The organism is Enterobacter sp. MEB024 (assembly GCF_030209635.1).
Taxonomy (GTDB): domain Bacteria; phylum Pseudomonadota; class Gammaproteobacteria; order Enterobacterales; family Enterobacteriaceae; genus Enterobacter; species Enterobacter ludwigii.
In genome coordinates, this window is the sequence record NZ_JARVRQ010000002.1 from 591,967 (window position 1) to 614,514 (window position 22,548).

24 protein-coding genes and 1 pseudogene are annotated in these 22,548 nt (G+C 54.1%); 9 read left to right on the forward strand and 16 right to left on the reverse strand.

Going from position 1 to position 22,548, the window contains the following annotated elements:
- Window positions 1-26 precede the first annotated feature (26 nt).
- The 9 genes from QRN24_RS04980 to ymcF all read right to left on the reverse strand — a co-directional run bounded on the left by QRN24_RS04980 (window position 27) and on the right by ymcF (window position 8,520).
- Entirely contained in the window at window positions 27-785 is a 759-nt protein-coding gene (locus tag QRN24_RS04980) for an alpha/beta fold hydrolase (protein ID WP_044857706.1), read from the reverse strand.
- Between the two features lie 86 nt (window positions 786-871).
- Window positions 872-1,045, reverse strand: a complete 174-nt coding sequence (locus tag QRN24_RS04985; RefSeq protein ID WP_032670341.1) for a GhoT/OrtT family toxin — start codon at window positions 1,043-1,045, stop codon at window positions 872-874.
- Window positions 1,046-1,200: 155 nt separating this feature from the next.
- Entirely contained in the window at window positions 1,201-2,625 is a 1,425-nt protein-coding gene (gene patD / locus QRN24_RS04990; RefSeq protein WP_044857707.1) for an aminobutyraldehyde dehydrogenase, read from the reverse strand.
- A gap of 24 nt (window positions 2,626-2,649) precedes the next feature.
- Complete coding sequence (locus tag QRN24_RS04995) at window positions 2,650-3,456, reverse strand: ABC transporter permease (protein WP_032680927.1); 807 nt, start codon at window positions 3,454-3,456, stop codon at window positions 2,650-2,652.
- A complete protein-coding gene (locus QRN24_RS05000; protein ID WP_108648610.1) occupies window positions 3,446-4,348 on the reverse strand; it encodes an ABC transporter permease in 903 nt (300 codons plus the stop codon). The genes QRN24_RS04995 and QRN24_RS05000 overlap by 11 nt, the downstream gene beginning before the upstream one ends.
- 43 nt (window positions 4,349-4,391) lie before the next feature.
- Window positions 4,392-5,405: an ABC transporter ATP-binding protein gene (locus tag QRN24_RS05005; protein WP_044859298.1), complete on the reverse strand. Its 1,014-nt coding sequence runs from the start codon at window positions 5,403-5,405 to the stop codon at window positions 4,392-4,394.
- A 15-nt stretch (window positions 5,406-5,420) separates the two neighbouring features.
- Window positions 5,421-6,566: a putative ABC transporter substrate-binding protein YdcS gene (ydcS, locus tag QRN24_RS05010; RefSeq protein ID WP_044866723.1), complete on the reverse strand. Its 1,146-nt coding sequence runs from the start codon at window positions 6,564-6,566 to the stop codon at window positions 5,421-5,423.
- Between the two features lie 273 nt (window positions 6,567-6,839).
- Window positions 6,840-8,249, reverse strand: a complete 1,410-nt coding sequence (locus QRN24_RS05015; protein ID WP_044866726.1) for an aminotransferase-like domain-containing protein — start codon at window positions 8,247-8,249, stop codon at window positions 6,840-6,842.
- Between the two features lie 82 nt (window positions 8,250-8,331).
- Entirely contained in the window at window positions 8,332-8,520 is a 189-nt protein-coding gene (ymcF, locus tag QRN24_RS05020) for a cold shock small protein YmcF (protein ID WP_020884014.1), read from the reverse strand.
- A 394-nt stretch (window positions 8,521-8,914) separates the two neighbouring features.
- On the opposite strand from ymcF, the gene QRN24_RS05025 reads away from it, so the two are divergent.
- The 4 genes from QRN24_RS05025 to hslJ all read left to right on the forward strand — a co-directional run bounded on the left by QRN24_RS05025 (window position 8,915) and on the right by hslJ (window position 12,018).
- Window positions 8,915-10,315: a cytochrome ubiquinol oxidase subunit I gene (locus tag QRN24_RS05025; protein ID WP_284942430.1), complete on the forward strand. Its 1,401-nt coding sequence runs from the start codon at window positions 8,915-8,917 to the stop codon at window positions 10,313-10,315.
- The gene (gene cydB, locus QRN24_RS05030) at window positions 10,315-11,325 is read left to right on the forward strand and encodes a cytochrome d ubiquinol oxidase subunit II (RefSeq protein ID WP_108648208.1); all 1,011 of its coding nucleotides are present in this window, start codon (window positions 10,315-10,317) and stop codon (window positions 11,323-11,325) included. Before QRN24_RS05025 ends, cydB begins: the two co-directional genes overlap by 1 nt.
- Window positions 11,325-11,453, forward strand: a complete 129-nt coding sequence (locus QRN24_RS05035) for a DUF2474 domain-containing protein (protein ID WP_014170274.1) — start codon at window positions 11,325-11,327, stop codon at window positions 11,451-11,453. Before cydB ends, QRN24_RS05035 begins: the two co-directional genes overlap by 1 nt.
- Before the next feature lie 127 nt (window positions 11,454-11,580).
- Window positions 11,581-12,018 carry a heat shock protein HslJ gene (gene hslJ, locus QRN24_RS05040; RefSeq protein WP_014170275.1) on the forward strand — a complete coding sequence of 146 codons (438 nt, stop codon included), beginning with the start codon at window positions 11,581-11,583 and terminating at the stop codon, window positions 12,016-12,018.
- On the opposite strand, the gene QRN24_RS05045 is transcribed toward hslJ, so the two are convergent.
- Window positions 12,019-12,285 carry a putative hemolysin gene (locus QRN24_RS05045; protein ID WP_014170276.1) on the reverse strand — a complete coding sequence of 89 codons (267 nt, stop codon included), beginning with the start codon at window positions 12,283-12,285 and terminating at the stop codon, window positions 12,019-12,021. It lies immediately after the preceding gene.
- A 273-nt stretch (window positions 12,286-12,558) separates the two neighbouring features.
- Here QRN24_RS05045 and nifJ point away from each other — a divergent pair, with 273 nt between their 5' ends.
- From nifJ to QRN24_RS05060, 3 genes are all read left to right on the forward strand, one after another.
- Entirely contained in the window at window positions 12,559-16,083 is a 3,525-nt protein-coding gene (gene nifJ / locus QRN24_RS05050; RefSeq protein ID WP_284942431.1) for a pyruvate:ferredoxin (flavodoxin) oxidoreductase, read from the forward strand.
- Between the two features lie 392 nt (window positions 16,084-16,475).
- Entirely contained in the window at window positions 16,476-17,585 is a 1,110-nt protein-coding gene (gene ompC, locus QRN24_RS05055; protein WP_284942432.1) for a porin OmpC, read from the forward strand.
- A 143-nt stretch (window positions 17,586-17,728) separates the two neighbouring features.
- A complete protein-coding gene (locus QRN24_RS05060; protein WP_032678257.1) occupies window positions 17,729-17,935 on the forward strand; it encodes a hypothetical protein in 207 nt (68 codons plus the stop codon).
- A 58-nt stretch (window positions 17,936-17,993) separates the two neighbouring features.
- Here the strand turns inward: QRN24_RS05060 and QRN24_RS05065 are convergent, their stop codons facing one another.
- The 5 genes from QRN24_RS05065 to QRN24_RS05085 all read right to left on the reverse strand — a co-directional run bounded on the left by QRN24_RS05065 (window position 17,994) and on the right by QRN24_RS05085 (window position 19,828).
- Entirely contained in the window at window positions 17,994-18,071 is a 78-nt protein-coding gene (locus QRN24_RS05065) for a hypothetical protein (protein WP_223263916.1), read from the reverse strand.
- Between the two features lie 69 nt (window positions 18,072-18,140).
- Window positions 18,141-18,554, reverse strand: a complete 414-nt coding sequence (locus QRN24_RS05070; protein WP_047356426.1) for a GFA family protein — start codon at window positions 18,552-18,554, stop codon at window positions 18,141-18,143.
- A gap of 3 nt (window positions 18,555-18,557) precedes the next feature.
- On the reverse strand, window positions 18,558-18,755 hold the full coding sequence (locus QRN24_RS05075; protein WP_014170281.1) for a hypothetical protein: 198 nt from the start codon (window positions 18,753-18,755) through the stop codon (window positions 18,558-18,560).
- Window positions 18,756-18,889: 134 nt separating this feature from the next.
- A complete protein-coding gene (locus QRN24_RS05080) occupies window positions 18,890-19,339 on the reverse strand; it encodes a hypothetical protein (protein WP_020884006.1) in 450 nt (149 codons plus the stop codon).
- 144 nt (window positions 19,340-19,483) lie between these two features.
- Window positions 19,484-19,828 (reverse strand): DUF1294 domain-containing protein, encoded by a 345-nt coding sequence (locus tag QRN24_RS05085; protein ID WP_284942433.1) that lies wholly within the window; start codon window positions 19,826-19,828, stop codon window positions 19,484-19,486.
- A 90-nt stretch (window positions 19,829-19,918) separates the two neighbouring features.
- Between QRN24_RS05085 and QRN24_RS05090 the strand changes: the two are divergent.
- A pseudogene (locus QRN24_RS05090) lies at window positions 19,919-20,035 on the forward strand (hypothetical protein); the annotation flags it as partial.
- 141 nt (window positions 20,036-20,176) lie between these two features.
- Window positions 20,177-21,112 (forward strand): tRNA 2-thiocytidine(32) synthetase TtcA, encoded by a 936-nt coding sequence (gene ttcA / locus QRN24_RS05095; RefSeq protein WP_284942434.1) that lies wholly within the window; start codon window positions 20,177-20,179, stop codon window positions 21,110-21,112.
- 42 nt (window positions 21,113-21,154) lie between these two features.
- Here the strand turns inward: ttcA and dbpA are convergent, their stop codons facing one another.
- Window positions 21,155-22,528: an ATP-dependent RNA helicase DbpA gene (dbpA, locus tag QRN24_RS05100; protein WP_284942435.1), complete on the reverse strand. Its 1,374-nt coding sequence runs from the start codon at window positions 22,526-22,528 to the stop codon at window positions 21,155-21,157.
- Window positions 22,529-22,548 lie beyond the last annotated feature (20 nt).

Sequence of the window (22,548 nt, forward strand, 5' to 3'; positions counted from 1 at the left end):
GGCCCGCAGAGATGCGGGCTATCCTTTCAGGTCGTGGTCATACACTCTGCTAACGTCTGCGCCAGTGCCGACGGATTTTCCCAGGACATGGAGTGTCCGGCCGCTGGGATGATTTTCACTTCAACGCCCCGCTTTTGCAGAGAGTCCACATCATCATCAGGCAGGGACCACTCGCCGAAAATCAACGTCACCGGGCAGCGCAGAGACAAAAACTGAACCTCCCATTCCGGCTCTACCCCTTCCACCAGGCTGGACGCGCCACGCCACACGGCATACGGCGCATTGCTTTGCAGACTGCCCGCCCAGGGTGAGGTTTCCGCACTGAGCAGCGCATCATACCCCTGCGCCAGGAACTGTTGTTCCGTCTGTGCAGCAATAGAGCGGCTGAACATGCCACCCCCGGCGTGAAAATTGGGTTCCGACACCATCAACCCTTTTACGCGTGGCGCCATCAGTCCTGCTGCCTCGATAGCAATGCTGCCACCCATACTATGACCATATAGCCAGAAGCTATCGAGTTTGAGATGGTCCAACAGTTCAGCCACCACTCGCGCCTGCTCGCTGGTGCGATAACGATACTGCACGGGTTTGTCGCTGTAACCGCTGCCCGGGAGATCGATAAGAATGGCTCTGCGCGCACCAAACCGGGCGTCAGAGACGATACGAGGATATTCATAAGAAGAGGCGCAGCCTAACCCGTGAATAAACACCACAGGATCGCCAGAGCCGGGAAGATCGTGCCAGCGCACAACGCAGCCGGCCTGCTGCGAGTAAAAACTGTTCATAAGCACTCCTTTAACGATTCACTGTGTATTTATACAGTCTTCGTGTCTGGAATGCTATGTTCATCTTTTAAAACGGGAAGCGTGCTTCAGAAAAGCGAGATCAACAGCGCAACGGGAAAGCTCATTGGCCAGGTTGACCCCACCAGAAAAGCACTGAGCAGTCGGATACGTTTGCGGTCTTTAGAGAGGAACCAGGTAATTAATGCACAGACAGAAGCCATGATTGCGTAAAAAACCAACATCTTTTGATACAACGTCATTCTGTTTACCAGAGCCGAAAAAATAACCGCACGCAATATGCGTCATATGTTGATACAGATCAAGTTTTTTCGTTACAGAATAACCATCTGAATACTATGGACAATGTACTGAAAGGAGAGAATGCCCGGCGCTGAATGCGACCGGGCATGGGGGCTTAGTGCTTTATCATCACGTGGCGGACAACGGTATAATCTTCAAGGCCGTACACCGACATATCTTTGCCGTAGCCGGATAACTTCATCCCGCCGTGCGGCATTTCGCTCACCAGCATAAAATGGGTATTAACCCAGGTGCAGCCGTACTGCAGACGCGCGCTCATCCGGTGGGCACGCCCTACATCGCGGGTCCAGACCGATGACGCCAGGCCGTACTGCGAATCGTTCGCCCATGCCAGCACCTGCGCTTCGTCATCAAACTCGGTGACACTTACAACCGGGCCAAACACTTCACGCTGAACGATAGCATCGTCCTGTTTTGCCCCTGCCAGAAGGGTTGGCTGGAAATAGTAGCCTGCCCCCTCTTTTTTGCTGCCGCCGGTCACCACGCGAATATGGCTCAGGGCTTTAGCCTCATCAACCGCCTTACAGACGCGTGAAAGATGGGCTTCGGAACTGAGCGGACCCAGCTCGGTGGTTTCCTCCTCCGGCGCACCCATCTTCAGGCTCGCCACCGCGGCACCCAGTTTTTCCACCAGCGCGGCATAAACGCCTTTCTGCGCATAAATACGACAGGCTGCCGTACAATCCTGCCCCGCATTGTAGAAACCGAAAGTACGTACCCCTTCAACAACCGCATCAAGATCGGCGTCGTCGAAAACGATAACCGGGGCTTTGCCGCCCAGCTCCATATGGGTGCGTTTAATCGAGGACGCCGTGTGTCCAATAATATGTTCGCCGGTGGCAATAGAACCGGTGAGCGACACCATACGCACCTTTTCGTGGCCGGTCAGCGGATCGCCGACCGTTTTTCCGCGGCCAAACAGAACGTTCAGAACGCCTGCCGGGAAGATGTCTTTCGCCAGTTCCGCCAGCTTGAGGGCCGTCAGTGGGGTAATCTCCGAAGGTTTGATCACCACACAGTTACCCGCGGCCAGCGCGGGTGCCAGCTTCCATGCCGCCATCATCAGCGGATAGTTCCATGGCGCAATGGAGGCGACCACGCCCACCGGATCGCGGCGTATCATCGATGTGTGACCGTCAAGATATTCGCCGGCGGCCAGCCCGTTCAGGCAGCGGGCGGCGCCGGCAAAGAAGCGGAAAACGTCGACCACAGCCGGAATTTCATCTCCCAACGCACAGTGCAGCGGCTTACCGCAATTGAGCGATTCGAGACGGGCAAATTCTTCGCCGTGGGCTTCAATCACGTCAGCCAGCTTCAGCAGACACTCGGCACGCGTTTTAGGCGTGGTTTGTCCCCATTCAATGAATGCGCGATCGGCGGCCTGAACCGCCGCGTCGACCTGCGCTGCTGACGCTTCAGCAATCTCCCGAAGTACCTCTCCGGTGGCAGGGTTATAGACCGGCTGTTTTTCCCCGTCCCCGGCGACCAGTTCACCATTTATCAGCAGTTGTGTTTGCATAGCATTGTCCTGTTGAAATCAATGTTATTTCCCGCTTCCGGCACTGTTTTCGCCGTCGCGGGTTAGCCACCAGGCTCCCAGAATGGGTAGGGTTGTGACCAGCATCACCAGCAGTGCAACGACGTTGGTGACCGGCACGTCGCGCGGACGCCCGAGCTGATTAAGCAACCACAGCGGTAACGTGCGCTCGTGTCCCGCGGTAAATGTTGTGACGATGATTTCGTCAAACGAGAGTGCAAACGCCAGCATCCCCCCGGCCAGCAACGCCGAACCGAGATTCGGCAGGACCACGTAACGGAAGGTTTGCCAGCCGTCGGCCCCCAGATCCATTGACGCCTCGACCAGACTCCAGGAGGTGCGTCTGAAACGGGCAATCACGTTGTTAAACACCACCACCACGCAGAACGTGGCGTGACCGACCACGATGGTGAAAAAACCCGGCTCAAGGTCAATGGTTTTAAATGCCGTCAACAGCGCCAGACCGGTGATAATCCCCGGTAACGCAATCGGCAACAGCAGCAACAGCGAGATCGCATTTTTGCCAAAAAACGCGCTTCGCCACAGCGCCGCTGCAGCAAGCGTGCCAAGCACCAGCGCGATAGCCGTTGACAGCGCAGCGATTTGAAGTGACAACGTCACTGATTCAATGATGTCGCCACGCCCTGCTGCCACGGTGAACCACTTCAAGGTCAACCCCTGCGGCGGAAAACTGAACGCGGCGTCTTCGGTGTTGAAGGCGTAGGTCGCAATAATCAGCAGCGGGAAATGAAGGAAGATAACGCCTCCCCAGGCTGCCACTTTCAGGAACAACGGTGCGCGTTCAGAGTGCATCGAATGCTCCCAGACGTTTCACGAACGCCAGATAAAGCGAGATGAGGACAATTGGTACCAGGGTGAAGGCCGCGGCCATGGGCATATTGCCGATAGCGCCCTGCTGGGAATAGACCATATTGCCAATAAAGTACCCCGGCGGCCCCACCAGCTGTGGAACAATGAAATCGCCCAGCGTCAGGGAAAAAGTGAAGATTGACCCTGCGGCAATGCCCGGGATTGCCAGCGGCAAAACGACGTAACGAAAAGTCTGGCGTGGTCGCGCGCCGAGATCGGCTGAAGCCTGCAGTAACGACGCGGGCAGCCGCTCCAGCGCCGCCTGTACCGGCAGGATCATAAACGGCAGCCAGATATAGACGAACACCAGAAAACGCCCCAGCCCGGAGGTGGAAAGCGTGTTTCCGCCAATGGCCGGTAGCGTAAGGATCGCGGTCAGGATCGGCTCCAGCCCCAGGTGGCTCAGAAACCACTGCGCCACCCCGTCTTTCGCCAGCAGCAGCGTCCAGGCATAGGCTTTAACAATATAGCTGGCCCACATTGGCAGCATCACGGCAATATAGAAGAACGCCTTCCACTTGCCGCGGGTGTAACGTGCCATGTACCAGGCCATCGGAAACGCGAGGATAGCGCTGGCGATGGTCACCGCAATGGCCATCATCAGCGTACGCAGGATGATGTCATAGTTTGCCGGATTAAAAAGCGCCAGGATATTGGCAAACGTCAGTTCCGGCGTGACCGCCATGGTGAAATCGTCAAAGGTATAAAACCCTTGCCATAAAAGCGTGAGAAGCGATCCCAGATAAACGATGCCAAACCACATTAGCGGCGCGAGCAGCAGCAGGAACAGCCCAAGCGATGGCTTACGCCAGAACAGTGCGGTAAGGCGGCTCATGCGGCTACGGTGGGCGGGAGGCGGCGCGACACGCGTGTTCATGTCACCTCTCCTCTTGCAGGCGAACCATGGCATCACGTGACCACGACGCCATCACCGCCTGTCCCGGCGTCACGCCGCCCAGCGTTGCGGCATCGCTAAAATTGGCCTGGCTGACCAGCAGTTTTGCACCGTCAGCGAGTTTTAGCTCAAGACGCGTTGCCGCCCCCTGATACTGTACTGCCTGCACCACGCCCTCAACCTGAACCTCACCGCTCTCATTGAGGCGAATATGTTCCGGTCGTAAAGAATAGATGCCTTCCATCCCGCACACGTTGTGTGCCATACCGGCGTCAAACACGTTCGAGGTCCCGACAAAGCTCGCCACGAAGGGCGTTCCTGGACGCATATAGAGATCGCGCGGGGTGTCCACTTGCTCAATGCGGCCATTATTGAAAACCGCGACCCGGTCAGACATCGACAGGGCTTCCCCCTGATCGTGAGTGACGAAAATAAAGGTGATGCCGAGCTCCTGCTGCAGCTTTTTCAGCTCGAACTGCATCTGCTCACGCAGTTTAAGATCGAGCGCGCCGAGCGGTTCATCCAGCAGCAATACCCGGGGTTCATTGACCAGCGCCCGCGCGATGGCGACACGTTGACGTTGCCCGCCGGAAAGCTGCGAAGGCTTACGCGTGACAGCAAAGCTTAGCCCCACTTTTTCCAGCGCTTGACGCGCCTGCGCATGCCGCGTTTTCTTGTCGATACCTTTGACCATGAGTCCGTACGCGACGTTATCGAGGATCGACATATGCGGGAACAACGCATAATCCTGGAACACGGTATTCACATCACGTTCCCATGGGGGAAGTGCGCTCGCCTCTTTACCGAAGATTTTGATTGCGCCGCCTGACAGCTGCTCAAAACCGGCTATCAGACGCAGGCAGGTAGTTTTGCCGGAGCCCGAAGGCCCCAGCATGGAGAAAAACTCTCCGTCATGAATAGCAATGGTGACCCCATCCACCGCCCGCACGTCACCGTACAGACGGGAAACGTCATTAAACTCTACTGCGTACGTCATGTTCTGCTCCTGCGATTAACGGCCGCCCATGATGGCGATGTAATCCTGTGTCCAGCGGCTGTAAGGAACGAATTTGCCGCCTTCTGCAATCGGGGTTTTCCAGAACATGATTTTGTCGAAATAGTTGTAGCCGTTCGTTTCGCAGCCTTTATCGCCGAGCAATGTGCTGGCTTTACACCCTTCCGGCACTACGGGCAGCGAGCCAAACCAGGCCGCCAGATCGCCCTGCACTTTAGGCGTCAGCGACCAGTTCATCCATTTGTAGGCGCACATCGGGTGCTTGGCCTGCGCGTGCAGCATGGTGGTGTCCGCCCAGCCGGTTACCCCTTCTTTCGGGAAAACAGTGGCAACAGGCTGGTTCTCCGCTTTCAGGGCATTGGCCTGATAGGGCCAGGCGCTGGAGGCCACTACGCCTTCATTTTTAAAGTCGCTCATCTGAACGGTGGTGTCATGCCAGTAGCGGTGGATCAGCGCATGCTGGTCACGCAATACCTTCAGTACGGCGGCATACTGTTTTTCTGTTAGCTGGTACGGGTCGGTGATACCCAGCTGCGGCTGTGTGGCTTTGACAAACAGCGCCGCATCGGCGATGTAAATCGGGCCATCATAGGCCTGCACGCGGCCCTGATTGGTTTTACCGTCAGGTAAATCCTGTTTCGTAAAGACGACGCTCCAGCTGTCCGGCGGCGTCGGGAACGTTTTGCTGTTGTACATCAGCAGGTTTGGCCCCCACTGATACGGCGTGCCGTAGACATTGCCGCCGACGTTAAACCATTCACCTTTGACGATCCGCGGGTCGAGGGTTTTCCAGTTTGGGATAAGGTCGGGGTTAATCGGCTGAACGCGTTTCCCCATGATCAGGCGCAGTGAGGCATCCCCCGAGGCAGTGACCAGATCGTATCCGCCTTTCGCCATCAGGCTAACCATTTCATCCGAGGTGGCCGCGGTTTTAACGTTCACCGCGCAGCCGGTCTCTTTTTCGAACTGGGTGACCCAGTCATAATTTTTATCGGTTTGTCCCCGTTCGATGTACCCGGGCCAGGCAATAATATCCAGTCGTCCTTCCCCGTCGCCGATAGCCTTCGGTGGCTCTGCGGCGTGCGCTGTCATGAGGGTCATGCCGAGCGCGCACAGGCTGCTGCGGGCAAATTTTTTGCTCATAAGAATTACTCCTGTCGCAATGAAATTTAGCGGCAGCCGTGCCGTAAAAATATCTCCCTTATTAAACGTAGACCGCGCAAATGCGCCGCACCGTGCGGCTTAAAGAAATTTCATCAAGGTGTGACCGAGGGCGCATTCCCCGTTAACTGGATTATAGACAAGGAGTTAGCGTTGAGAGGCTGTATGCAGATTTCCTATGATGCGGTACTGCGGAATATTCGCCGTACCGCCATCAGGATAAGGAATGATTATTTTAGAAAGGTGCGGAGATTATTATTCGAGCATGCTGCTAATTAATTTCCCTAACTGAATCACAGCCTGTTCTTCCCGCTCCCCCCACGCCCAGGAGGTATTAAACCGGAAGAATGGTGTCCAGGCGTCAGAGGTCGAAAACATCTTACCGGGGGCAATACTGATGTGGTGCATTAGCGCTTTCTCACTCAGCAGCCCGGCATCCAGCTGCGCCGGGAGTTCCAGCCACAAAAAATAGCCGCTGTCGTTGTGATGAATTTTGACGCCTGCCGGCATGTGGCGCAAAAGCGACTGCCACGCCTGCTGTTTGCGTTCGGCCAGCGTGCGGCGCAGGCGGCGAAGATGGGCGTCATAGCGTTTTGTCGCCAGATAATCCACCAGCGCCAGCTGCATGGGTGAACTGGTCGATAAGGTGCTCATCAGCTGTAGCTGCTGAATGCGTCGCGCATGTTTACCTGCCGCCACCCAGCCGATGCGAAACCCCGCCACCAGACATTTCGAGAAGGACGAGCAGTGCAGCGTCATATCGTCACGATCCCAGGCTTTCGCTGGCAGGGGTTTCTCCCGGCCAAAATAGAGTTCGCTGTAGACATCATCTTCGATCAGGGTGACGTTGTGCCTGGCGAGAAGCGAGACCAGGTGCGCTTTTTTCTCTGCGCTGAGCGTGAAGCCGAGGGGATTTTGACTGTTGGTCATGAGCCAGCAGGCTTTGACAGGATACTCATTGAGCGCCTGCTCAAGCGCATTCAGATCGATCCCTTCGCGGACGTCCGTCGCCACCGACAGCGCTTTGAGTTTCAGGCGTTCCAGCGCCTGCAGTGCACCATAGAAACAGGGGTTTTCGACAATCACCCAGTCACCAGGCTCGGTAACGGCCTGCAGGCTAAGATTCAGGGCTTCGAGTGCGCCTGCGGTTATGACAATCTCATCCGGCGAGATATTCATTCCCTGCTGCGCATAGCGGCGGGCAATGGCGTGGCGAAGGTCAACGTTACCCGGAGGCAGGTTTTCAATCACGCTCATTGCTGTGGCGGTTTTACTGACATTGGCCAGCGAACGGTTAAGTTGCTGCAACGGGAAAAGCCGGGGGTCGGGGAAAGCAGAAGCGAAAGGAACAACCGACGGGTCGCGGCTGGCCTGTAATACGTCGAAGATATAGGTGTTGATATCTACCACTTCGTCCCGCATCACCTGGGCAGGCGGCGCAGGTTGTTGGGCGGTCGGGCGCGAGGCAACGTAATAGCCCGACTGCGGCCTGGCGACGATACGCCCCTGGCTTTCCAGCATCTGATACGCGTGGCCCACGGTCATAAAACTCATGCCGCTGCTCGCGACCTGCTCTCGCAGAGAAGGCAGCTTATCGCCCGGCAACCATACGCCAAGCTCGATCTGCGAGATAATTTGTTGCGCCAGACGCTGGTATTTTTTCATCAGATTCTCCTTATGACCGACAGTGTATATCAGCAGGAGAAAAAGAGAAGATTTTGCTAACTGTTATAGTTAGCCAGATGCATTACTTACGCAGTTCGGTGACGTTACGCTGAGCGTGACGGGCAGCGGCCAGATGATCGAGGGTAATCATCGACGATTTGCAAAAAATGCATTTTGCACCGAACGGGTTTTTCTCAGACACATCAAAAGCTGAGGTACGGTACTGCGAACCATGGCAGCATGGGCAGCGGAAATGGATATAAGAAGTCATAGGATTCTCCTGTAAACGTAAAAACGTTAATTGCTTAATGGGCCCTTCAGGCGATAGTGGTTTGAAACAAAAACTAATCGGAGTGTAGAAAAAGACCCAAGAGAGGCTGCGGAGAGGCACAACGTGATGAGAACTGCTTTATAAAACTACGTCAGATGTTTATTTGGACTCAAACCCAGAGGGCCATTAACGCATGTTGTTGATAACAAGGCAAGCTGTTTAATGCATAAATTTCATAAAAATAATTTTTTTATTCTTTCATGCAAGCTATATCAGATGTGCAAAGCGTGATGTTTTCATGAACTGTTATAGGTAAATTTCGCTTTTCTGCGTCTGATACTCGTTATTTCGCCCCTATACCATAACAGCACACCGTTTGACATTGAGGTTGTGCATGTTTGGTTTAGATGCTTTTCATCTTGCACGGATACAGTTTGCCTTTACCGTATCCTTCCACATTATTTTCCCGGCAATCACCATCGGTCTGGCGAGTTATCTCGCTGTGCTAGAAGGCCTGTGGCTGAAAACCAAAAACCCGGTCTGGCGTTCGCTGTACCATTTCTGGTCGAAGATTTTTGCCGTTAACTTCGGTATGGGCGTGGTCTCCGGGCTGGTCATGGCCTACCAGTTTGGGACCAACTGGAGTGGGTTTTCACAATTTGCCGGCAGTATTACCGGCCCGCTCCTGACCTACGAAGTGCTTACTGCCTTCTTCCTCGAGGCAGGATTCCTCGGCGTTATGCTGTTCGGCTGGAATAAAGTCGGGCCGGGTCTGCATTTCTTTGCAACCTGCATGGTGGCGCTGGGGACCGTTATCTCAACCTTCTGGATCCTCTCATCAAACAGCTGGATGCAGACGCCACAGGGCTTTGAAATCGTCAACGGACAGGTAGTGCCGGTAGACTGGTTTGCCGTGGTGTTTAACCCCTCCTTCCCGTATCGCCTGCTGCATATGTCGATAGCGGCCTTCCTGAGTAGCGCCCTGTTTGTCGGCGCATCCGCAGCCTGGCATTTGCTGCGCGGAAACAACACCCCCGCTATCCGCGCGATGTTTTCCATGGCGCTGTGGATGACCCTGATTGTGGCCCCCCTTCAGGCGATGGTGGGTGATATGCACGGGTTGAACACCCTGAAGCACCAGCCCGCCAAAATAGCAGCCATTGAAGGCCACTGGGAGAACCCACCGGGTGAATCCACTCCGCTGCTGCTGTTTGGCTGGCCGGATATGGAACAGGAGCGCACCCGCTTCGGGCTGGAGATCCCGGCGCTTGGCAGCCTTATTCTGACGCACAGCCTCGACAAACAGGTTCCGGCACTGAAAGAATTTCCAAAGGAAGACCGGCCAAATTCCACCATCGTCTTCTGGTCATTCCGCATTATGGCGGGCTTAGGCATGCTGATGCTGCTGCTTGGGGTGACGGCACTCTGGTTACGTTATAAAAAGCGCGTGTACGCTTCGCGTCCCTTCCTGTGGTTTGCCCTCCTGATGGGCCCCACTGGGCTGATTGCCATCCTGGCCGGATGGGTCACTACTGAAGTGGGCCGCCAGCCGTGGGTCGTCTACGGGCTTCAGCGAACAAAGGATGCGGTTTCTGCGCATGGTGACTTGCATATGAGCGTGAGTCTGCTGGCCTTCTTCGTCGTCTACACCTCCGTATTTGGCGTGGGTTACAGCTATATGGTCCGCCTGATTAAAAAAGGACCTCAGCCTCATGAATCGTTTGCCACCGAGTCCGATGGACGTCCCGCACGCCCGCTTTCTGCCGTTACTACTGAACATAAGGAGCAACCATAATGGGTATCGATCTTTCCATTATCTGGTTTGTTATCATCGTCTTTGCCACGCTGATGTATATCGTGATGGATGGTTTTGATCTGGGGATAGGTATCCTGTTCCCGGCTACGCCTGATGCCGACGATCGCGATGTGATGGTGAACAGCGTTGCGCCGGTCTGGGACGGCAATGAAACCTGGCTGGTGCTCGGCGGTGCAGCGCTGTTTGGCGCGTTTCCGCTGGCCTATGCGGTCATTATTGATGCCCTCACTATTCCGCTGACGTTAATGCTGATCGGACTTATTTTCCGGGGCGTGGCATTTGAGTTTCGTTTTAAAGCCACGCCGGCACACCGCCCTTTCTGGGACAAAGCGTTTATTGGCGGTTCGATCCTGGCGACCTTTACCCAGGGCATGACGGTGGGCGCAGTGATCAACGGCTTTAGCGTCACCGGGCGTGCCTACAGTGGCGGACCGTTCGACTGGCTGACCGTTTTTAACCTGTTCTGCGGCGCAGGTCTGGTGGTGGCCTACGCGCTGTTAGGCTCGACATGGCTGGTGATGAAAAGCGAAAACGCGCTGCAACAGCGAATGCGACGGGTATCCAGAACGCTCCTGATCCTGCTTCTGGTATTCATTGCAGCAATCAGCCTCTGGACGCCACTGGCGCAGCCGGCCATCGCCGCGCGCTGGTTTACCCTGCCGAATCTCTTCTTCCTGCTGCCCGTGCCGGTGCTGGTGGTGATCCTGAGCCTGTATCAGTGGCGTTGCCTGAATAATCCCGACAGCCATCATCTGCCGTTTATCCTGACGTTAGGGCTGATTTTTCTCGGCTTTAGCGGACTTGGGATCAGCATCTGGCCGCATATTATTCCCCCGTCAATCACGCTCTGGCAGGCGGCGGCTCCGACACAAAGTCAGGGCTTTATGCTGGTGGGCGCGTTGTTGATCATTCCCGTGATTCTGGTCTACACCTTCTGGAGTTACTACGTGTTTCGCGGAAAAGTACAGCATGGAGAGGGTTATCACTGATGCAACAACCTTTCTGGAAAAGAGTCATGTGGCTGGCCATTATCTGGGGCGGCAGCGTACTGGCACTGGCGGCGGTCAGTATGCTCTTTCGCATGTTAATGACGGCCGCAGGGTTTAAGTCGCACTGATCGTATTGCGGGCAACGCCAACGTTGCCCGGTACCCGCCCGCACTTTCAGATAAACCCCATTAACGCACGGCAGAGTATCGTTACACTGAAAAAAAGATTCACAGTATCTATCGTCTGAGAAGAAAAATGAAAAAGCTCATTGCGTTAAGTGTTATCAGTCTTGTCCTCACCGGGTGCGTTAATCCTGGTAAAGCCTCCGTTCAGCCGGACCAACTTAAGAGCCACCGTTTTGTGCTGGAGAATGTGGACGGGAAAGCCGTTAAGGCCACGACAACGCAACCAGAGATCAGCTTCAAAGCCCTGTCTGATATCAGTCTGGTTAATAACATTAGCGTTTCCGGCGTGATGTGTAACACGTTTAACGGACAGGGGAAATTGTCCGAAGGTGAGCTCAAGGTCAAAACGCTCGCCATGACGCGCAAGCTCTGTACCGAACCACAGTTGAACGAACTGGATCAGGCCATTGGCGACATGCTGCGCAAAGGGGCGCAGGTCGACCTGACTGAAGACCAGTTAACGCTGGCGACAGCCGATAAAACGCTAATGTTTAAGCGTGCGGAGTAATCAGTAGTTTCCGCAGGATCCTACGGCAAGCGACTGTTCACTGCAGCGTTTGCCGTTTGGCAATGCGCACATCCCGATAGCTGAGCCGTCAAGCTGGCGGGCAACAGACAGCGAGCCGCCAATCATCGCGCAGTTGGCTTGTCCAGAGCTGGACATCGCCGCTTTCATTCCCGGCGTTACGTGTGCCGCCGTTGCCTGCTGAACAGGTTCACTGCTGCATGCCGATAATAATAACGCGGCACACCCGACCCAAAATGCTGAACGCATGCTCTCTCTCCCCCATTAATAATGCGAAACCTATGCATAATAGGCATCACATGCCGTGTCGTCGAGAGCGAAAGTGCGTATTTATGCGCTCCTGAAACAATTTCTCGCAATTTTTTCGCCAAAAGATTGATCTACTCATTGATGTCGAGAATACCGAGGACACAAAAGCGAAAATCGTAAAATCCGACCTTTGCTAAACTAAGGGAATAATATTCAAAGCCCGTTGTGTTTTTTTCGGGCTCCTTTTTTTGCGCAATGTAAGGGTGTTGTCCTATGCAAACTATTGACGGTAATGGTGCAGTCGCGTCCGTCGCGTTTCGCACCAGTGAAGTTATCGCCATCTACCCAATTACGCCAAGTTCTACGATGGCCGAACAGGCCGATGCCTGGGCGGGCAACGGACTGAAAAACGTCTGGGGCGACGTCCCAAGAGTCGTGGAAATGCAGTCTGAGGCTGGCGCTATCGCGACCGTCCACGGGGCGCTGCAGACCGGTGCTTTGTCGACGTCATTCACGTCGTCGCAGGGATTATTGTTGATGATCCCGACGCTCTATAAACTGGCAGGACAACTTACCCCGTTTGTGCTTCACGTTGCCGCACGAACCGTTGCGACACACGCCCTCTCCATCTTTGGCGATCACTCAGACGTGATGGCCGTCCGCCAGACCGGTTGCGCCATGCTGTGCGCCAGCAGCGTTCAGGAAGCACAGGACTTCGCGTTAATTTCGCATATGGCGACGCTGAAGAGTCGCGTGCCCTTTATTCATTTCTTTGATGGTTTTCGTACCTCTCACGAAATCAATAAAATCGTTCCGCTGGCAGACGACACGCTCCTCAATCTTCTGCCGCAAGCGGATATCGACGCGCATCGCGCCCGTGCGCTGAACCCGGAACACCCGGTGATCCGCGGGACATCGGCCAACCCGGATACCTATTTCCAGTCCCGGGAAGCAACGAACCCGTGGTACAACGCCGTTTATGATCACGTTGAGCAGGCGATGGATGATTTTGCCGCGGCCACCGGACGTCAATACAAACCGTTTGAATACTACGGTCATCCGCAGGCGGAACGGGTCATTGTGCTCATGGGGTCAGCCATTGGCACCTGTGAAGAGGTAGTGGATGAACTGCTGACCCGTGGTGAAAAAATCGGCGTGCTCAAAGTGCGGCTCTACCGACCGTTTTCCGCGCGACATTTGCTCTCCGCCCTGCCGGAAAGCGCGCGCACCGTGGCGGTGCTCGATCGCACGAAAGAGCCTGGCGCCCACGCAGAACCTCTGTATCTGGACGTCATGTCCGCGCTGGCTGAAGCGTTTAATTGCGGTGAGCGCGAAACACTGCCGCGCGTGATCGGGGGTCGCTATGGGTTGTCCTCCAAAGAGTTTGGCCCGGACTGTGTGCTGGCGGTGTTTAATGAGCTGAGCGAGGCTAAACCAAAACCGCGCTTTACCGTCGGTATTTATGATGACGTGACCAACCTCTCTCTGCCCCTGCCGGAAAACACGCTGCCTTCCACCGCAAAACTCGAGGCGCTGTTTTATGGACTGGGCAGCGACGGAAGCGTCTCCGCGACCAAGAACAACATTAAGATTATCGGGAACTCCACGTCGTGGTATGCCCAGGGGTATTTTGTCTACGACTCCAAAAAAGCAGGCGGGCTGACCGTTTCCCACCTGCGCGTCAGCGAGCACCCTATCCGCTCGGCGTACCTTATCTCGCAGGCTGATTTTGTGGGCTGTCACCAGCTGCAGTTCATCGATAAGTACCAGATGGCAGAGCGCCTGAAACCGGGCGGTATTTTCCTGCTCAATACGCCATATAGCGTGGATGAAGTCTGGTCGCGACTGCCGCAGGAAGTGCAGGCGGTGCTGAACCAGAAAAAAGCCCGCTTCTACGTCATTAACGCTGCAAAAATTGCCCGCGAGTGTGGCCTTGCCGCGCGAATCAACACCGTGATGCAAATGGCCTTCTTCCACCTGACGCAGATCCTGCCGGGAGACAGCGCGCTAATGGAACTGCAGGGGGCGATTGCCAAAAGCTACAGCAGTAAAGGTCAGGAGCTGGTCGAGCGTAACTGGCAGGCGCTGGCGCTGGCGCGCGAGTCTTTATTTGAAGTACCGCTGCAAGCGGTTGATCCATCCAGCCCGAACCGTCCACCGGTGGTTTCTGACGCGGCACCGGATTTCGTGAAAACCGTGACGGCAGCCATGCTGGCCGGGCTGGGTGATGCCCTTCCCGTCTCCGCGCTGCCGCCGGATGGCACCTGGCCGATGGGCACCACGCGCTGGGAAAAACGCAACATCGCCGAAGAAATCCCCATCTGGAAAGAGGAGCTGTGTACCCAGTGCAACCACTGCGTAGCAGCCTGCCCGCACTCGGCCATTCGTGCCAAAGTGGTCTCCCCGGAAGCGATGGAAGACGCCCCGGCCAGCCTGCATTCACTTGATGTGAAATCCCGTGATATGCGCGGACAGAAGTATGTTCTGCAGGTCGCTCCGGAAGACTGCACCGGATGTAATCTGTGCGTTGAGGTCTGTCCGGCGAAAGATCGTCAGGATCCGGACATCAAAGCCATCAATATGATGTCGCGCCTCGAGCATGTCGAAGAAGAGAAGGTAAATTATGACTTCTTCCTGAACCTGCCGGAGATCGACCGCAGCACGCTGGAGCGTATTGATATTCGTACCTCGCAGCTCATTACTCCGCTGTTCGAGTATTCAGGCGCCTGCTCCGGCTGCGGTGAAACGCCGTATATCAAGCTGCTCACGCAACTGTACGGCGACAGAATGTTGATCGCTAACGCCACGGGCTGTTCATCAATCTATGGCGGTAATCTGCCTTCCACGCCGTACACCACCGACGCCCATGGCCGCGGTCCGGCATGGGCGAACTCGTTGTTTGAGGATAACGCCGAGTTTGGTCTGGGCTTCCGTCTGACCGTTGACCAGCACCGCGCACGCGTGATGCGGTTACTGGAACAGTTTGCTGGCCACATCCCGGCGGAGCTGAATGAGGCGTTGCACGCCGATGCAACGCCAGAACGTCGTCGTGAGCAGGTTGCGGAACTGCGCAACGCTCTGCAGGGCGTGGAAGGTGCCGGGCAGCTGTTGGCCGACGCTGACGCGCTGGTGGAAAAATCAATCTGGCTGATTGGCGGTGACGGCTGGGCGTATGACATCGGCTTTGGCGGGCTGGATCACGTGTTAAGCCTTACCGAAAACGTCAACATTCTGGTTCTGGATACGCAGTGCTATTCCAACACCGGTGGCCAGGCGTCAAAAGCTACCCCGCTTGGCGCAGTCACTAAGTTTGGTGAACACGGCAAGCGCAAGGCGCGTAAAGATCTCGGCGTCAGCATGATGATGTACGGCCACGTGTATGTCGCGCAAATCTCGCTGGGCGCGCAGCTGAACCAGACGGTGAAAGCCATTCAGGAAGCGGAAGCCTACCCGGGTCCGTCGCTGATCATTGCCTACAGCCCGTGTGAAGAGCATGGCTACGACCTGGCACTCAGCCACGATCAGATGCGCCAGCTGACCGCAACCGGCTTCTGGCCGCTCTACCGGTTCGACCCACGCCGCGCCGATGAAGGTAAATTGCCTCTGGCGCTGGATTCACGCCCGCCTTCCGATGCGTTGGCCGAAACGTTAATGCAGGAACAGCGCTTCCGTCGCCTCAACGCGCAACAACCAGAGGTGGCCGAGCAGTTGTGGAAAGATGCCGCCGCCGATCTGCAAAAACGGTATGATTTCCTGGCGCAAATGGCCGGAAAAGCGGAAAAACCCACCCGCGACTGACTCTCCCTCTGCCCGGCTTGTCCGGGCATTTTTTTGCCATAAAAAAAGCCCGATGTATTCACACCGGGCGAGTCCAGATAATTAATGAATATCACGTTAATTCACTAAATGACATTCACATAAATTATGGATGAAAAATCTTAAAGGCATATAACGCCGCTGAGATTATCTGATTTAATGGGCAATTAATAATTTTTATTTAATATGATTAGCTTTAAATCATTCATAAAACCAATGACTATTTCCGCCGCATAATCCAGTTAAGAATTAACTTAACTCGTAACAATTATATTTTATTGTTCTTGGTCAGGAGTGATTTAGCATGAGACAGCTTTCTCGTGCGGAAAGTTCAATACGTAATTAAATAAAAACAACTGCAAAGGAATTCCAAAATGCAAAGAAAAGTACTGGCCCTGATGATTCCAGCGCTGTTAATGGCTGGCACTGCGCATGCTGCAGAAATTTATAATAAAGACGGCAATAAATTAGATCTGTACGGAAAAGTAGATGGTCTGCATTACTTCTCCGACGATGCCTCTAAAGATGGCGATCAAACTTATATGCGTCTGGGCTTCAAGGGTGAAACCCAGATCAACAACATGATGACCGGTTACGCCCAGTGGGAATACAACATCCAGGCCAATAACACTGAAGGGTCCGATAACCAGTCATGGACGCGTCTGGCCTTCGCCGGTATTAAAGTCGGTGACTATGGCTCCTTCGATTACGGTCGTAACTACGGCGTTCTGTACGACGTGGAAGGCTGGACCGATATGTTGCCTGAATTCGGTGGTGACTCTTACACCAATGCAGACAACTTTATGACTGGCCGTGCCAACGGGGTCGCAACCTACCGTAACACTGACTTCTATGGTCTGGTACAGGGTCTGAACTTTGCCCTGCAGTATCAGGGTAAGAACGAAGATGCCAGCAACAACCAGGAAGGCACCAACAATGGTCGCGACACGCGCCATGAGAACGGTGACGGCTTCGGTATCTCCACCACCTATGACTTTGGCATGGGTATCAGCGCGGGTGCTGCCTATACCTCTTCTGACCGTACCAACGAACAGGTGATGAATACCACTGCCGGTGGCGATAAAGCGGATGCCTGGACTGCAGGCCTGAAATATGACGCCAACAATATTTATCTGGCGGCAATGTATTCTGAAACCCGCAATATGACCCCTTATGGCGATAATACGGATGCCGTGGCCAATAAAACGCAAAACGTTGAAGTGACCGCGCAATATCAGTTCGACTTCGGCCTGCGCCCGGCAATTTCTTATCTGCAGTCTAAAGGTAAAGACCTGGCCAACGGTCAGGGCGATCAGGATCTGGTTAAATATGCTGACGTAGGCGCAACCTACTACTTCAACAAAAACATGTCCACCTACGTTGATTATAAAATCAACCTGTTGGATGAAGATGACAGTTTCTACAAAAATAACGGCATTAGCACGGATGATGTCGTTGCATTAGGTCTGGTTTACCAGTTCTGATCCCAAGAGCCCGCATCGTGATGCGGGCTCGTTATTTTCGTTGCGACGCCTGAAGCCAGCCCTCCTCTTCTCTCCCATCATATTTCCCTCTCTTCGCGCCTGTCGGCTCAGTGAATGTGTGAATCATCTCAAAAGGAAAATTTATGACGATGTCGTTAAGGGTAAGTTTAAAGAAACCCGTGTACACTCACCTTATAGACTTTGCTTCATTAAGGATAACTGCATTGTTTGGTCGTGTATCAGTTGCCGTACTTACCCTTCTGGCGATTATATGGATGGCGTTAATTTTTGATTTTGGTGGTGTCGTTGGGCATCTCGGCGCGCTGTTGAACCATCTGGATGGCAGTTAAGGTTTCCCCCAAACAATACGCCACCAGCAGGGCCGGTGGCGGGAAACGTATCAACGGACTATTTTTTGACCGGCTGAGGCTTTTTATCACCTGACTCAGGCGCCTCACGCGGATCGTCTTTCTCAACATACAGCATATTTCTCTCCTATTTCGGATACCCACTCCCCACTATAGGCCGCATTGTTAAAATCTGGCCAGGCGGCAGTTATGCTTCTTTTTGACGAAAAGAGAGGTAGCCGAAAACCCCGCTGTCGCCATCCGCGGGATGATTAACGCCGTCCATCACCGTCACTTCGGCAAAATCAAAGGGGGTCACATTTTCAAAACAGGCCACATTCACGCCGTATTCGTTGGGATTTGAACGCCGCTGATGGAAGGTATAAATCCCGCAGACCGAGCAGAAGAAATGGCGGGCTGTTCCTGTGTTAAAACGATATTCCGTGAGCTTATCCGCCCCTTTTGTTACGGTAATGCCTGACAGCGGTGCCGAGACCACCACGGCGCCCCGCATCCGGCAAAAAGAGCAGCTGCAGCGCCGGGCGGTATTTAATCCGTCTGAAAGTTCAACGGTAAACGCCACCGCGCCACAATGGCACTGTGCATGACGAATATCAGCCATCGGTTACACCCCCTTTCTCACGAGCTCGGCAGCCTTAACGAAAACCTCATCTTCAACGCCATCGCCTTTCTGTCTGCCGAGTCTGACCAGTTCACTCACAATACTGTCGCGATGGATGGGTTGCTGTGCTGAAACAAGACCGATAACGGCGGCACCAATTGCCAGTCCCACTAATCCCGTTTGTTCATCTTTGTTCTTCATGTTTGTGCTCCCTTGTACAACACAAAAAGCGTAGCAGGATTGTGGTAAAACGTGGCGTTGTCACGGATGCTATTTATGCTGTGATACAGGGCGTAACCCCTCCGCTAACAGACGATGAGGTCGAGGTGTACGTGTCAGAATCGCGGCGCGAGGCCGTATTTGGGCGCATTAATGTTCGCGGCCCAGACCTTGATGTCGTTTTGAAGAAGTAAGGTAAAATCCGATTTCAGATGGTTAACCATGCCGTTAACGCTCTGTGCATCTTTCACCGAAAAATGCTCTATCCGGTTCTGCCCGACCTGAACACAATAATACGTGGCCGGAAGCACTTTGCCATTCACGTTAAGTTCTTGTCGGGTCCCGCCACAGCGCCCTTCGGTGATATAGGAGACCAGCAAATTTGCTGATTTCCGCTCAGGCTGAGAGATGCTCAACATGACCGGGAAACCGTCTGAAGTCTGGGTCATATCGTAAAGAACAGCATTTTTTATATACCAGGTATTATATTCCCGCTCCTGAAAAGCTGACCTCGAAGGCGCAGAAACGACCACCAGCATTGCCAGTGTAATAGTTTGAATTTTCATGAGATGTTTTCATCCGTGTCGTTGCACACATTATTCAGATCGTGCAAAAAACAGCAACACCTCAAGAATATTCCTACTACTATTGGCAGTCGTTTTTAGTTATCTACCGTGGTCAGCGCGTTATTGCATTCCGTTTGTACACACTCAGTACGTTAAAACAGGAAAGAGTTGGTACACCGCCACCATCGCTGAAATACTGACGATGACACTGACAATGAAGTAGGTTTTGAAGGGTTGCTTTTGCGTTTTATGGCGAAACAGTTGCTGACCTATAATCGCCCCGGGCCATCCGCCGATAAGGCCAAACACCAGCAGTGTGGCTTCCGGCACTCTGCGCATGGCCCTTCGCGCCGCCATTTTGTCGGCGCCATACATCGCTAACGTCAGTACGTTGATAAACAGGAGCCACAGGATAAACGGATGCGAGGTGAATAGACTTCCGATTGCGGCGATCAACAGAAGCAAATAACAAAAGCGATTGAGGGTCATAGCACAAGCCACTGGAATGTTCAGAGTATGTCGAAGCCGCATTATACGCGATATCACAAAGCAAGGTTGCTGCCGTCCACAATTCAAAATCCTGTAAAACGTGCTGGCATTCGGCGCAACAATCCGTACCATACACGGCACACTTTCGCATGCTGGTGGTTAACCGCAGGCGCTGACCCGTCTTTTATTGCCAGTCAGATGGGGCACTAAAATGCGCAGAGGGTGTTTGAAATATAAGCTTCATAGAGTGAAGAGATGAACAGCAAAGAGAGGGCAATGCGGAAAGAAGCTGCCCCTCTAAACCGTTTGCCCCACTGGTGCCCCATTTGAAATTTGAGTACAGATTAAATGCAACAAAATCAAGATATTAATAAGAAAGAGCAATACAACCTGAATAAACTGCAAAAGCGTCTGCGACGTAACGTTGGTGAAGCCATTGCAGACTTCAATATGATTGAAGAAGGCGACCGCATTATGGTCTGCCTGTCAGGGGGTAAAGACAGTTACACCATGCTGGAGATCCTGCGTAATCTTCAGCAAAGCGCGCCGGTGAAGTTTTCCCTGGTGGCGGTTAACCTCGATCAAAAGCAGCCTGGTTTCCCGGAACACATTCTGCCGGAATACCTCGAAAAACTGGGCGTTGAGTACAAAATCGTAGAAGAAAATACCTACGGGATTGTGAAAGAGAAGATCCCGGAAGGCAAAACCACCTGCTCACTCTGCTCTCGTCTTCGCCGCGGCATCCTGTACCGTACCGCGACAGAACTGGGTGCAACCAAAATCGCACTCGGCCATCACCGCGACGATATCCTGCAGACGCTGTTCCTGAATATGTTCTATGGCGGCAAGATGAAAGGCATGCCGCCAAAACTGATGAGCGATGACGGCAAACACATTGTGATCCGCCCGCTTGCCTACTGCCGCGAGAAAGATATCGAGCGGTTCTCTCAGGCCAAAGGGTTCCCGATCATTCCATGTAACCTGTGCGGCTCTCAGCCGAACCTGCAGCGTCAGGTGATTGGTGACATGCTGCGTGACTGGGACAAACGCTACCCGGGCCGTATCGAAACCATGTTCAGCGCGATGCAGAACGTAGTGCCTTCTCACCTCGCGGACGTTGAGCTTTTCGATTTCAAAGGTATCAACCATGAGTCGGAAGTGGTGAATGGCGGCGATCTGGCGTTTGACCGGGAAGAGATCCCCATGAAACCTGCTGGCTGGCAGCCAGAAGAAGATGACAATCAGTTTGAAGAACTGCGCCTGAATGTCGTGGAAGTGAAATAACGCAAACGCGTCTCAGACGGTGGTCTGAGACGCGTTTAAATCTTATTTCAGCAGACGAACGCGACAGGTTTTACCCTTGATTTTCCCGTTCTGCAGCTGTTTCCAGGTCTTATGGGCAACCGACTGGCGAACAGCAACATAAACATGTGCAGGATGTACCGCAATCTTGCCGATATCCGCCCCATCCAGCCCCACGTCTCCGGTCAGCGCACCGAGCACATCACCCGGACGCATCTTGGCTTTTTTACCGCCATCAATACACAGCGTTGCCATTTCTGCTTCCAGCGGAACGAGACTGACGTTGCCCGGTGCATTCACCCAGTTAAGCTTAATCTGCAGCATTTCAGACAGAATATTGGCGCGCTGCGCCTCTTCCGGTGCGCAGAAGCTGATGGCCAGACCGCTGTTTCCGGCACGCGCAGTACGGCCGATACGGTGAACGTGTACTTCAGGATCCCATGCCAGCTCGTAGTTCACGACCAGCTCAAGCGATTTAATATCCAGACCGCGCGCCGCCACGTCGGTGGCAACCAGCACGCGGGCGCTGCCGTTGGCGAAACGGACCAGCGTCTGATCGCGATCGCGCTGTTCCAGATCGCCATGCAACGATAACGCGCTCTGCCCTGCGGCGTTCAGGGCGTCACAGACCGCCTGACAATCTTTTTTGGTGTTACAGAACACCACGCAGGAAGCGGGCTGATGCTGACTGAGCACCTTCTGCAGGAGCGCGATTTTTCCATGCTGGGACGTTTCATAAAACTGCTGCTCGATAGCAGGCAGCGCATCAACACTGTCAATTTCGATGGTGAGCGGATTTTTCTGCACGCGGCCACTGATTGCGGCGATCGCTTCAGGCCAGGTCGCCGAAAATAACAGCGTCTGACGGTCTGCAGGCGCGAAACGGATCACTTCATCGATAGCATCGCTGAAGCCCATATCCAGCATCCGGTCTGCCTCATCCATGACCAGCGTGTGTAATGCATCCAGCGAGACCGTACCTTTTTGCAGGTGGTCGAGCAGTCGGCCAGGCGTCGCCACAATGATGTGAGGTGGATGCTGAAGCGAATCACGCTGCGCGCCAAACGGTTGTCCGCCACAGAGGGTTAAAATCTTGGTGTTAGGCAGGAATCGCGCCAGACGACGCAGCTCGCCCGCGACCTGGTCCGCCAGTTCGCGGGTTGGGCACAGCACCAGAGACTGCGTCTGAAACAGCGCAGCATCAATATGCTGTAGCAGACCCAGACCGAAAGCCGCCGTTTTTCCGCTCCCTGTTTTAGCCTGAACGCGTACATCACGCCCCTCAAGAATGGCGGGCAATGCGGCCGCCTGAACAGGCGTCATGGTGAGGTATCCCAACTCGTTGAGGTTATCGAGTTGGGCGGCGGGCAGTACATTCAGGGTTGAAAAAGCGGTCACAATAGTCTCTCGTGGTCATC

What these genes read in the sequence shown, in the direction of transcription:
- QRN24_RS04980 (WP_044857706.1), bottom strand. Translation starts at nt 785, where the DNA reads ATGAACAGTTTTTACTCGCAGCAGGCCGGCTGCGTTGTGCGCTGGCAC.
- QRN24_RS04985 (WP_032670341.1), bottom strand. Translation starts at nt 1,045, where the DNA reads ATGACGTTGTATCAAAAGATGTTGGTTTTTTACGCAATCATGGCTTCT.
- patD (WP_044857707.1), bottom strand. Translation starts at nt 2,625, where the DNA reads ATGCAAACACAACTGCTGATAAATGGTGAACTGGTCGCCGGGGACGGG.
- QRN24_RS04995 (WP_032680927.1), bottom strand. Translation starts at nt 3,456, where the DNA reads ATGCACTCTGAACGCGCACCGTTGTTCCTGAAAGTGGCAGCCTGGGGA.
- QRN24_RS05000 (WP_108648610.1), bottom strand. Translation starts at nt 4,348, where the DNA reads ATGAGCCGCCTTACCGCACTGTTCTGGCGTAAGCCATCGCTTGGGCTG.
- QRN24_RS05005 (WP_044859298.1), bottom strand. Translation starts at nt 5,405, where the DNA reads ATGACGTACGCAGTAGAGTTTAATGACGTTTCCCGTCTGTACGGTGAC.
- ydcS (WP_044866723.1), bottom strand. Translation starts at nt 6,566, where the DNA reads ATGAGCAAAAAATTTGCCCGCAGCAGCCTGTGCGCGCTCGGCATGACC.
- QRN24_RS05015 (WP_044866726.1), bottom strand. Translation starts at nt 8,249, where the DNA reads ATGAAAAAATACCAGCGTCTGGCGCAACAAATTATCTCGCAGATCGAG.
- ymcF (WP_020884014.1), bottom strand. Translation starts at nt 8,520, where the DNA reads ATGACTTCTTATATCCATTTCCGCTGCCCATGCTGCCATGGTTCGCAG.
- QRN24_RS05025 (WP_284942430.1), top strand. Translation starts at nt 8,915, where the DNA reads ATGTTTGGTTTAGATGCTTTTCATCTTGCACGGATACAGTTTGCCTTT.
- cydB (WP_108648208.1), top strand. Translation starts at nt 10,315, where the DNA reads ATGGGTATCGATCTTTCCATTATCTGGTTTGTTATCATCGTCTTTGCC.
- QRN24_RS05035 (WP_014170274.1), top strand. Translation starts at nt 11,325, where the DNA reads ATGCAACAACCTTTCTGGAAAAGAGTCATGTGGCTGGCCATTATCTGG.
- hslJ (WP_014170275.1), top strand. Translation starts at nt 11,581, where the DNA reads ATGAAAAAGCTCATTGCGTTAAGTGTTATCAGTCTTGTCCTCACCGGG.
- QRN24_RS05045 (WP_014170276.1), bottom strand. Translation starts at nt 12,285, where the DNA reads ATGCGTTCAGCATTTTGGGTCGGGTGTGCCGCGTTATTATTATCGGCA.
- nifJ (WP_284942431.1), top strand. Translation starts at nt 12,559, where the DNA reads ATGCAAACTATTGACGGTAATGGTGCAGTCGCGTCCGTCGCGTTTCGC.
- ompC (WP_284942432.1), top strand. Translation starts at nt 16,476, where the DNA reads ATGCAAAGAAAAGTACTGGCCCTGATGATTCCAGCGCTGTTAATGGCT.
- QRN24_RS05060 (WP_032678257.1), top strand. Translation starts at nt 17,729, where the DNA reads ATGACGATGTCGTTAAGGGTAAGTTTAAAGAAACCCGTGTACACTCAC.
- QRN24_RS05065 (WP_223263916.1), bottom strand. Translation starts at nt 18,071, where the DNA reads ATGCTGTATGTTGAGAAAGACGATCCGCGTGAGGCGCCTGAGTCAGGT.
- QRN24_RS05070 (WP_047356426.1), bottom strand. Translation starts at nt 18,554, where the DNA reads ATGGCTGATATTCGTCATGCACAGTGCCATTGTGGCGCGGTGGCGTTT.
- QRN24_RS05075 (WP_014170281.1), bottom strand. Translation starts at nt 18,755, where the DNA reads ATGAAGAACAAAGATGAACAAACGGGATTAGTGGGACTGGCAATTGGT.
- QRN24_RS05080 (WP_020884006.1), bottom strand. Translation starts at nt 19,339, where the DNA reads ATGAAAATTCAAACTATTACACTGGCAATGCTGGTGGTCGTTTCTGCG.
- QRN24_RS05085 (WP_284942433.1), bottom strand. Translation starts at nt 19,828, where the DNA reads ATGACCCTCAATCGCTTTTGTTATTTGCTTCTGTTGATCGCCGCAATC.
- ttcA (WP_284942434.1), top strand. Translation starts at nt 20,177, where the DNA reads ATGCAACAAAATCAAGATATTAATAAGAAAGAGCAATACAACCTGAAT.